This window comes from Gemmatimonadales bacterium (assembly GCA_019637315.1).
Lineage (GTDB): Bacteria > Gemmatimonadota > Gemmatimonadetes > Gemmatimonadales > GWC2-71-9 > SHZU01.
In genome coordinates, this window is the sequence record JAHBVU010000018.1 from 60681 (window position 1) to 69865 (window position 9185).

Genomic DNA, 9185 nt, shown 5'->3' on the forward strand with positions numbered 1-9185 from the left:
CATAGTAATTACTGGTATGGTCGAATCCGCGCCGGAAACCATTTCGATCTCCGAGTTCAAGGCCACCTGCCTTGCCGTCCTCGAGCGCGTCCGCCGAACCGGCCGCCCGATGCTGATCACACGCCATGGAGAGCCAATCGCCGAGGTGGTTCCGCCGTCGTCGCGGGCTCGGAAACGCGCCTGGCTTGGCGCCATGCGCGGAAGCGCCACAGTCAGCGGCAACATCGTCGATCCCGCGAGCGACTCTGGTGACTGGGAAGCCCTCGGCGAATGAACCTTTTGCTCGACACTCATATCTGGATCTGGAGCCTGCTCGAGCCGGAGCAGCTCGGCCCCGAACTCCGGGAGGCGCTCGAGTCCGTCGGCAGCGAGCTCTGGCTCTCGCCGGTGTCCGTCTGGGAGACCGTGATGCTGATCGAGCGAGGCAGGCTGCAGGTGCCGGGCGACGCGGCTGACTGGATCGACCGCATGATTCGAAGGGCGCCGATCCGCGAAGCGCCCTTCACCTTTGAAGTCGCTCTCGAGAGCCGGCGGGCAGGCCTGGCGCACCAGGATCCCGCCGACCGCCTTCTAGCGGCGACAGCCAAGGTTCATGGCTTGACCCTGGTCACCGCCGACGAACGCCTCCTGAGCGGTCAGGGGTATCAGGTTCGCCCTCACCGATAGCAGCTGCCGCAAGGTCAGAATCCCCCCTTCCATATCGCGAAACCTTTCGTACGATATGTCGTACGACATACCAATTCTCATGTATTGACCGAATAAATGCCGAATCGTATCATCTAGCCCCCAAGGGAGCCATGATGACGAGTCCAAAGCCCGATTTGAGCCGCCTCAAGATCGACCGAAACCAGCTTCCGCCCGAGGATGGACGGAAGCGCTGGTGGATCGTCGCGATTGTCCTCGTTGCCCTCGCTGGCGCCGCCTATCTGTACTTCCGAGGCCCCTCGGCGGTGCAGGTGCAGGTCGTTCGCGCCGAGGTGGTGGGAGGTGGGGCCAACACGTCCGGGATCACCGCCAACGGGTATGTCGTGGCGCGCACTCGGGCCTCGGTCTCGTCCCGGATCTCGGGTCGTCTCGCGTCGCTCAGTGTCGAGGAGGGGTCGCGGGTTCGCCGAGGCCAGGTTCTGGCGCGGCTCGAGAATGCCGACTACGAGGCGGCGGTTGCGCAGGCAGCTGCAGACAGCCTCCGCGCCCTGGCGGGGCTGCAGGAGGCCCAGGTTGCTCGCGACCAGCTTGGTCGCGACCTGGCCCGTGCCCGCGAGCTGCTGGCTCGAAATCTGGAGTCGGCCGCCGCGGTCGAGAATCTCGCGGCGCAACTCGATGGTGCCGGCGCCCGCGTCAATGTTCAGCAGGCACAGGTCCGGGCTGCCCAGGCAGCGCTGGCCTTTGCCCGGGCCAATTTCGACAACACCTACATCCGTGCCCCGTTCGACGGCACCGTGCTGCGCAAAGACGCCGAGGTCGGCGAAGTCGTTGCTCCGGTGGCCACCGGCGGCGGACTGACGCGTGGCGCCGTGGTCACCATGGCCGACCTCAGCACGCTGGAAGTCGAAGTGGACGTGAACGAGGCGTACATCGCGCAGATCAAGGACGAGCAGCCGACCCGAATCACGCTCGACGCGTACCCGTCAGTCACCTTCGCCGGTCAGGTCCGACAGATCGTACCGACCGCTGATCGGCAGCGCGCCACGGTCCAGGTCAAGGTTGCCATTACCGACCGGGACCCCCGCATCCTTCCGGAAATGGGGGCCCGGGTCGAATTCTTCGACCATGCCCAAGCCGATTCAAGCGCACCAAGCAGGGTGTTCGTCCCGGCCGATGCGGTGCGCAACGACGGGCCGGATACCATCGTCTGGGTTGTTCGCGACGGGGTGGTTCGCCGTACGGTCGTGCAGGCCGGCCCGGTTTCGGGCGGACGTCGTGAGGTTCGGAGCGGGCTCTCCGGTGGTGAAAGCCTGGTCAACAAGCCACCAGCAGATCTTGAAGACGGAGGTCGAGTCAATGTCGTCACCCCATAACGCATCTGCCGTCGAGGGGACCCCGGCCAACGGGCGGGTTCTCGTCGAAATACGTGACCTCGCCAAGTCGTATCGGCGGGGCAGTGAGGCCATCCGGGTCTTTCAGGATGTGAACCTCGAGATCCGCGAGGGCGAGTTCCTGGCGTTGATGGGCCCGTCGGGCAGCGGCAAGTCGACCCTGCTCAACATCCTCGCCGGTCTCGACACCCCGACCAGCGGCAGCGTCACCGTCGACGGGCAGGACATTACCAGGATGAATGCGCGCCAACTGGCCGCATGGCGTGCGACCCACGTCGGATTCATCTTCCAGTTCTACAACCTGTTGCCGGTGCTCACCGCGGCGCAGAATGTCGAGCTGCCGCTCCTGCTCACTAACCTGTCGAAGAAGCAGCGACGGGACCATGTCATGACCGCTCTGTCCGTGGTCGGTCTTACCGACCGGGCAGAGCACTTTCCTCGGCAGCTCTCGGGCGGGCAGCAGCAGCGGGTCGGCATTGCCCGCGCCATCGTCAGCGATCCGACCATCATTCTGGGCGACGAGCCGACGGGTGACTTGGATGCGGCGTCGGGCAACGAGATCCTCGCCCTGCTGGAGCGCCTCTCCGGCGAGTACGGCAAGACGATTCTCATGGTGACCCACGATGCCCATGCCGCGGGTCGAGCCCAGGCTACCATGCACATGGACAAGGGGGTGCTCTCGCGATGACCCTCCCTCGGCTGGTGTGGGCCAACCTGTTCCGTAACAAAAAGCGGACGTTCCTGACCGTGGCGAGCGTGCTGGTTGCCTTCTTCCTGTTCGGGACGCTCCGGTCGGTCATCACGACGCTCGATGCCGCCGCCGAAGTTGGCAGCGAAGGGCGGCTGATTACCTCCAGCGCGTCCGGGATCACGTTTGTGCTTCCGGAGGCGCATGCCAACCGGCTCCGGGCCGTCGAAGGGGTCAAGAGCGTCAGCTGGGCCAACTGGTTCGGCGGCTACTATCAGGATCCGCAGGACTTCTTTGCGCAGTTTGCCGTCAAAGCCGAATCGTATTTCCCGATGTATCCGGAAATTCAGATCACCGGCGGCGACATGGATGCCTTCATGCGGGAACGAACCGCAGCGCTCGTCGGTGTCGGACTGATGCAGAAGTACGGCTGGCAGGTTGGTCAGACGGTCAGCCTCAAGGGCACCATCTTCGCGGGCGACTGGGAGTTTGTCGTCCGGGCAGTGTACACGCCGACGGTGGCAAGCTTCGGCGACAACGTCTTCTACTTTCACTACGAGTATCTCTACGAACGCAGTAATGGAGCGATCAGTCCGGGCTGGTTCAGTTTGGAGCTCGATCGACCCGAGATTGCGGCCGACGTGGCAGCTGCGATTGACGCGCAGTTCAGGAACTCGACGGCGCCCACCAAGACGGAAACGGAGCGTGCCTTCCAGGCCGGGTTCGTTACGATGTGGGGCAATATCGGGTTCCTGGTCAGCGCCATCGGAACGGCGGTGTTCTTCGCGATCCTGTTCGTCGCCGCCAACACGATGATGATGTCGGTGCGTGAGCGGGTCGGCGAAGTGGCGGTGCTCAAGACGCTCGGCTTCCAGGACGGGACGCTCTTTGGGCTGGTCCTGGCCGAGTCCATCCTGATCACGCTGCTGGGTGGGGCGCTCGGTTTGGGGCTCGCCAAGGTAGCGTTCATGGGTAATAACCCGCTACATGCCTTCTTTCCTGGCTTTGGTGTCACCGGCGGCACCTTTGCCGTGGGCCTTGCGATGGCCGTCGGGCTCGGTCTCGTCAGCGGGGCAATTCCCGCGCTTCAGTCGGCTCGGCTGTCGGTCGTCAATGCGCTGCGGCGGGTAGCCTGAGGAGGGTGCCGTGAAGATTCCGATCATCTACAACATCCGGAGCTTGCGTCAGCGTCCGATTTCCACGCTGACGACGGCATTGGGTATGGCCGTCGTTGTGGCTGTGTTCGTTGCAATGAATGCTATGGCCAACGGCTTTCGCTCGGCGCTGGTCAGTACCGGGTCGGCTGAGAACGTGCTCCTGTTGCGGAAGGGTGCGGGCGCCGAGATGAACAGCGGCCTCGGCCGCTCCGTGGCCAGCATCGTGAGCGGCTTGCCGTTCGTGGCCCAGAACGCCTCCGGCCAGCCGATGGTGAGCCCCGAGACGTTTGTCGTGGTGCCGATGGAGCGCGCCGCCGGTGGCGGGATGGCCAACGTCGTCGTTCGGGGCGTCAGCGAGCGGGCGCTCGAGGTTCGGAAGAATGTGCAGATCGTCGAAGGGCGCAGCTTCCGTTCGGGGGCCCGCGAAGTCATCGTCGGGACCTCGTATGCGAAGCGGTTTCCTAATGCAGGGGTGGGTCAGACCGTCCGCTTTGCGGAGCAGGATTGGACCATCGTTGGCCATTTCTCGGCAGGCGGCTCCTCGTTCGAGTCTGAGATCTGGGGTGAGAACGAGCAGTTCATGCCGGTCTTTCGGGGTCAGGTCTTCCAATCGATCACATTTCGGATGAAGGATCCGGCGGCATTCGACGGGGTCAAAGAATCACTCGAAGCCGATGCGCGGCTGGTGGTCGACGCCGAGCGTGAGCTGACGTTCTACGAGAACCAGTCGTCGGGCGTGGCGACGATGCTCAGCTTCATTGCTGTGTTCATCGCATCGATCATGGCGGTGGGTGCGGTGTTCGGGGCGGTCAACACGATGTATGCGGCTGTGGCCTCGCGTGCACCTGAAATTGGTGTGCTGCTGACGCTCGGGTTTCAGCCGCGGAGCGTGATGAGTTCTTTCCTGCTGGAGTCGGTTTTCATAGCGCTGGTTGGGGGGGCGATCGGCTGCCTCCTTGCCCTGCCGATCAACGGGCTCGTGACCAGCACCACGAACTGGGCTTCGTTCAGCGAGATTGCCTTTGCGTTTCGGGTGACGCCGGGGCTGCTGCTCAACGGAATGCTCTTCGCGCTGGCAATGGGCTTCTTCGGCGGGCTCCTGCCGGCACGCCGCGCGGCGAAGCAGCAGGTCGTCGACGCGCTTCGGGAGGCGTAGGCAGCCTGCTTAGAACAATGGCTCGGTCCGCAGAGACCGAGCCATTGAAAATCGGAGGCGGTGATGACGCGACGTCAACTGTTCCAGATCAGCGTCGCGCCGGTCGGCTCCGTGACCTGCTCCTTGGTCCAGCCGGGGAAGAGTTCGACGTGGCGCGAGCCTCTTCGCGGCCTGTGGGGCCTCCGCGATGAATCACTACACCCATCATGTGAATCGCTCATTCCGTAGAACGGTCACGCCCGATGCCGGAGCCGAATGAGGCTCGAAGGGTGAGTCATCCGCCACATCGGGCGAGGGCAGCTGCGTACATCTGGGTGATCGCTGCTACTTAAGAATGGGTGATCGCCTACAGCACCTGCAGCCCAACCGCTTGATACACGCGCTGCACGCGTTTGCGATTCACCGCGTCCGCTCCCGCCGCAGGACCCGCTACCGCTGCCGATAGCCCCACCGGCGCCGCTGATCGGCCCTCCAGCCGCACCTGCAGGAGCGTGCCGGCCGGCCGCTGCCCGGTAGCGCAGGGTCCAAGCAGATCCTTCACCACTTGGAGATTCAGCGGCGGATCGGCGACGAGCGACTTCGGCCGGCGATTCTCCTTCTCAGTTGCCGGGAGGCGGCGGGCATCCGGGATCTGGAGCGCACCGAACTTGCGACGCCAGCAATGAAAGGCGTCTCGGTGCGCGATGGGGTCGGCGCACCTCACGAACGGCGGTGCCCGCTTCGACTTCTACAGGATGTGGATGATCTGATCGGTCGTAAATCGGCTCTTTGCGCATCAGCCCTCCAAGGGTGGAGACTGTCACAACATGTGGATCAGGAGTCGGGATTACCTCAGGTCCGCTTCCTTGGTGAAAGGTCCGCGTCTCCGGTGTGTAGCGTCTGTGCATGAGGGCCGAATGGCCCTCATGCATCATTCAGATTGACTCTACCTACCGCAAGTAGATCCCCTGGACCAGGATCTAACTTGGTCTGACGTGGACGGTCTGACGTGGACGGTACTGATCCACCTTCATGAAGAATAGCAAGGTTTTTTCCCAAGTTGAACTCCATGGAATCTTTAGCTAGCTTGGGATGCGCGCACTCAGTCGAGCTTCGTCCGACGGTTGGCTACGTCAGCCTAGCATCAGGCGAAACAGCTGTGCCGTCAGCATGGCTAGAGTTGCCGATGTCGAGGCCATTCAGCCTGCTACTCAAGGGGGACACCGTGTTCTCTACGCGCGTTAAGGTGCGCGGCCTTGGGGAAGTTCCTCGTGAGCCGCTTCGCCCGACCCGTACGTGCCGGAGCCGAGTGTAGGTTACTGTGACGATCGCTATCGGTGCATTCACCGGTGCGTGTGGACCCGACTCCACTGGTGTTGACGCAGTACCGACTGAAGTGGCCTCGATTTGATGGACACCGCCATCGCCTCCATTGTGGAGGCAGGGAGGTGGACGATGAAACGAGTCGTCGAGTACTCACGGAATTCAAGCAGGAAGCGGTGCGGCAGATCAACGAGGTGGGGCGGCCGGTGAGCCGGGTGGCGCGCGATCTGGACCTGCGGCATGAGCAACTGCTCACCTGGCCCAAACAGCTCGCCGCCACCGAAGACGCTCCCCCACCCGTGGAGACGCTGGCGGAGGCGCGAAGGGGTCCAGGCGAGGTGTGCCGTGATAGCTCGCCATGACGGGAGTATCCGCCGACCCTGATGTGTCGACTGCTGTCGGTGGCCCGCTCGACGTTCTACGCGTGGCGGGGGTGCCCCCCCGTCCCCCCGGGCCGAGACCGATGCCGCGCTGCTGGTCCTGCTGGCCGCGCGGTCGCACAGCGATAGCCCGCGCCGAGCTTGCGGCATCACTCCGACCGCGGCAGCGTCTATCGCAGTGCGCGGTGTCAGTAAGCGCTGGCCGCGCAGGGAGCCGTTGTGAGCATGAGTGGCCAGGGGCGCGTGCTGGGACAACGCGGTGGTCGAGAGCTTCTTTGCGACGCTCAAGCGGGAACCTGGTGCATCGACGGTCGTGTGCCTCCCGGCGCGAGCTAACGCAGGCCCCCACCCGGTACATCGATCGGTGGTTCAATCAGAACGGCGGCACTCGATGCTGGGCGACATCAGCCCGGCCGAGTACGAACGGACGCTGCTTCAAGCAGCATAACTAGTTGCCCATCTTTTCGAGGGCATTCCAGTTCCACCTCCAAAGACCCGTGGAAAGATGGCAACTACGCTCCCTATCCTGTCCCAACGGCAATCCGAGATTGTTCGATACATCGGATCCGGATTCGCCACTAAGCAAATTGCAGCCCGTATGGGGATTAGCCCCCATACCGTCTCTTGTTACCTTCGCAGGCTTATGACCCGCGTTAGGGTTCACACGCGTGCAGAACTCGTCGTCTGGGCGGTAAGAAACGGTGTGATATCGGTCGGACCATCTGAGGAACTATTAGCTGCCGCTGTCGTGACCCCCAAATCTGAATCGCCACGGGATTCTCGGAGACTCGGTTAGTTGAGTCCGTCCGCCGTCATGAGGGCGGCGGCGGTAGCGGCATACTGCGCCTCGTACGCCGCCGGGGGAATATACCCGAGCGGTTGCAGCAAGCGGTGCGTGTTAAACCAGGCCACCCACTCGAGCGTCGCATACTCCACGGCATCCAAGCCGGGCCAGGTCCCTGGCGATGAATCACCTCCGTCTCGTAGAGCCCGATGATCGTTTCGGCCAACGCGTCGGCGTAGGAACCGCCCCGGCTTCGGCGGAGGGCTCGATCCCGGCCTCGGCCAGCCGCGCAGTGTACCGCAGGGAAAGGTACTGCCCACCGCGATCGCTCCGATGAACGAGCGCCCCGTCGGTCTCGCGGTCGTACAGGGCTTGCTCCAGCGCATCGAGCGCCAGATCACTCCGCAACGACGTCGCCGCCCGCCCGCCCGCCGACAATACGGCGGGCAAACGCATCAATGGCAAGGCCACGTAGATAAACCCCCGCCAGGTCGCCACGTAGGTCAGATCCGACACCCACAACTGATTCGGCCGCGTCGCCTGAAAGCTTCGCTGGACCAAGTCCGGCGGCCGCTCCGCCGATGGGGTGGCGACGGTCGTGCCCACTCGGCGGCCCCGCACGACCCCCGGAGGCTCGGCGCGCATCAGGCGCGCCACGGTACACCGCGCCACCACGATCTGCTTGTGCCGCAAGGTCTTCCAGACCTTCCTCGCCCGATAGACACGCCGATGGGTGCCCCACACACGCGTGACCTCGCCGTGCAGCCACGCGTCGCGCTGCGCCCGTGCCGGTCGCCTTTGTGGCGCGCGGCGGCGGGCGTGCTGCTCGTAGTACTTCGACGAAGCGATCGGCAGCACTGCACAGATCGGCTCGACTCCGTACTGCGCGCGGTGGGCATCAATGAACCCCACCATCACGTCCTGCGGCGGTCGAGCTCCGCCTAGGCAAAGTACGCCGAGGTAGACTCAAGTGGTCAATGCAACACCCTCGTTGATACTCCTTCATCGGAGGTGGGGCATGGCAAAGATCGGTCGACCGGGGTTGCCGTCGGACAAGCGCCAGCAAGTGTGGGAGCTGCGTAAGCAAGGGAAGTCCACCAGTGAGATTGCACGGACGATCGGCGCACCGCCCGGATCGATCTTCTCGATCTTTCTGCCGTTCGGTGGCTACTACCAAGCGCCGCAGCGTCGTCGGACGACCGCGCTGACCTTGGCGGAACGCGAAGAGATCTCGCAAGGGCTCGCCGCCCAGGAGTCGTACCGTGCCATTGGACGTCGACTCGGGCGGCCCGCCTCGACGATCGCGCGGGAGATTGGCCGGAATCGGGCGCCCGTCGGTACCGGGCCCTCGATGCGGATGACCGAACGTGACGCCGCGCCCGACGGCCGAAGCCGTGTCATCTCGCAGCGCACCCGGCCCTGCGCGACTACGTGGCGGCCCGACTCCAGGAGGACTGGTCGCCAGAGCAGACCGCTGGCGTGCTCAAGAAGCAGCATCCGGAAGACGATGCCATGCGGATCTCGCACGAAACGATCTACAAGTCTCTGCTCGTAGAATCGCGGGGCGTGCTGGCGCGGGCGCTGCGCACGCATTTGCGATCGGGACGGCCCATGCGCACCAGCGTCCACAATGTCGTGACGGGCCAGTGGCGCTCGCAAGCGAAGGATGCGCGGTCGATTGC

General features: G+C 64.1%; 11 protein-coding genes and 1 other annotated feature. Of the genes, 9 read left to right on the forward strand and 2 right to left on the reverse strand.

Going from position 1 to position 9185, the window contains the following annotated elements:
* Positions 1-16: 16 nt before the first annotated feature.
* From KF785_14595 to KF785_14630, 8 genes are all read left to right on the forward strand, one after another.
* Positions 17-274: a type II toxin-antitoxin system Phd/YefM family antitoxin gene (locus tag KF785_14595; protein MBX3147991.1), complete on the forward strand. Its 258-nt coding sequence runs from the start codon at positions 17-19 to the stop codon at positions 272-274.
* Complete coding sequence (locus tag KF785_14600) at positions 271-666, forward strand: type II toxin-antitoxin system VapC family toxin (protein MBX3147992.1); 396 nt, start codon at positions 271-273, stop codon at positions 664-666. The genes KF785_14595 and KF785_14600 overlap by 4 nt, the downstream gene beginning before the upstream one ends.
* Before the next feature lie 131 nt (positions 667-797).
* A complete protein-coding gene (locus tag KF785_14605) occupies positions 798-2018 on the forward strand; it encodes an efflux RND transporter periplasmic adaptor subunit (protein MBX3147993.1) in 1221 nt (406 codons plus the stop codon).
* Positions 2002-2724 carry an ABC transporter ATP-binding protein gene (locus KF785_14610; GenBank protein MBX3147994.1) on the forward strand — a complete coding sequence of 241 codons (723 nt, stop codon included), beginning with the start codon at positions 2002-2004 and terminating at the stop codon, positions 2722-2724. Before KF785_14605 ends, KF785_14610 begins: the two co-directional genes overlap by 17 nt.
* Complete coding sequence (locus KF785_14615) at positions 2721-3860, forward strand: ABC transporter permease (GenBank protein MBX3147995.1); 1140 nt, start codon at positions 2721-2723, stop codon at positions 3858-3860. The genes KF785_14610 and KF785_14615 overlap by 4 nt, the downstream gene beginning before the upstream one ends.
* Before the next feature lie 10 nt (positions 3861-3870).
* Complete coding sequence (locus KF785_14620) at positions 3871-5037, forward strand: ABC transporter permease (protein MBX3147996.1); 1167 nt, start codon at positions 3871-3873, stop codon at positions 5035-5037.
* A 1427-nt stretch (positions 5038-6464) separates the two neighbouring features.
* Complete coding sequence (locus tag KF785_14625) at positions 6465-6701, forward strand: transposase (GenBank protein MBX3147997.1); 237 nt, start codon at positions 6465-6467, stop codon at positions 6699-6701.
* 523 nt (positions 6702-7224) lie between these two features.
* Positions 7225-7515 carry a response regulator transcription factor gene (locus KF785_14630; protein MBX3147998.1) on the forward strand — a complete coding sequence of 97 codons (291 nt, stop codon included), beginning with the start codon at positions 7225-7227 and terminating at the stop codon, positions 7513-7515.
* Here the strand turns inward: KF785_14630 and KF785_14635 are convergent.
* Together KF785_14635 and KF785_14640 are read right to left on the reverse strand one after the other, a co-directional pair.
* Entirely contained in the window at positions 7512-7655 is a 144-nt protein-coding gene (locus KF785_14635) for a hypothetical protein (GenBank protein MBX3147999.1), read from the reverse strand. The genes KF785_14630 and KF785_14635 overlap by 4 nt on opposite strands.
* 34 nt (positions 7656-7689) lie before the next feature.
* Positions 7690-8418 (reverse strand): IS3 family transposase, encoded by a 729-nt coding sequence (locus tag KF785_14640; protein MBX3148000.1) that lies wholly within the window; start codon positions 8416-8418, stop codon positions 7690-7692.
* Positions 8344-8460 (reverse strand) — a sequence feature (AL1L pseudoknot). It overlaps the preceding gene by 75 nt.
* Before the next feature lie 61 nt (positions 8461-8521).
* Between KF785_14640 and KF785_14645 the strand changes: the two genes are divergently transcribed.
* Complete coding sequence (locus KF785_14645) at positions 8522-9058, forward strand: helix-turn-helix domain-containing protein (protein ID MBX3148001.1); 537 nt, start codon at positions 8522-8524, stop codon at positions 9056-9058.
* The last annotated feature ends 127 nt before the right edge of the window (positions 9059-9185 follow it).

What these genes read in the sequence shown, in the direction of transcription:
- KF785_14600 (MBX3147992.1), top strand. Translation starts at nt 271, where the DNA reads ATGAACCTTTTGCTCGACACTCATATCTGGATCTGGAGCCTGCTCGAG.
- KF785_14605 (MBX3147993.1), top strand. Translation starts at nt 798, where the DNA reads ATGATGACGAGTCCAAAGCCCGATTTGAGCCGCCTCAAGATCGACCGA.
- KF785_14610 (MBX3147994.1), top strand. Translation starts at nt 2,002, where the DNA reads ATGTCGTCACCCCATAACGCATCTGCCGTCGAGGGGACCCCGGCCAAC.
- KF785_14630 (MBX3147998.1), top strand. Translation starts at nt 7,225, where the DNA reads ATGGCAACTACGCTCCCTATCCTGTCCCAACGGCAATCCGAGATTGTT.
- KF785_14595 (MBX3147991.1), top strand. Translation starts at nt 17, where the DNA reads ATGGTCGAATCCGCGCCGGAAACCATTTCGATCTCCGAGTTCAAGGCC.
- KF785_14615 (MBX3147995.1), top strand. Translation starts at nt 2,721, where the DNA reads ATGACCCTCCCTCGGCTGGTGTGGGCCAACCTGTTCCGTAACAAAAAG.
- KF785_14640 (MBX3148000.1), bottom strand. Translation starts at nt 8,418, where the DNA reads ATGGTGGGGTTCATTGATGCCCACCGCGCGCAGTACGGAGTCGAGCCG.
- KF785_14645 (MBX3148001.1), top strand. Translation starts at nt 8,522, where the DNA reads ATGGCAAAGATCGGTCGACCGGGGTTGCCGTCGGACAAGCGCCAGCAA.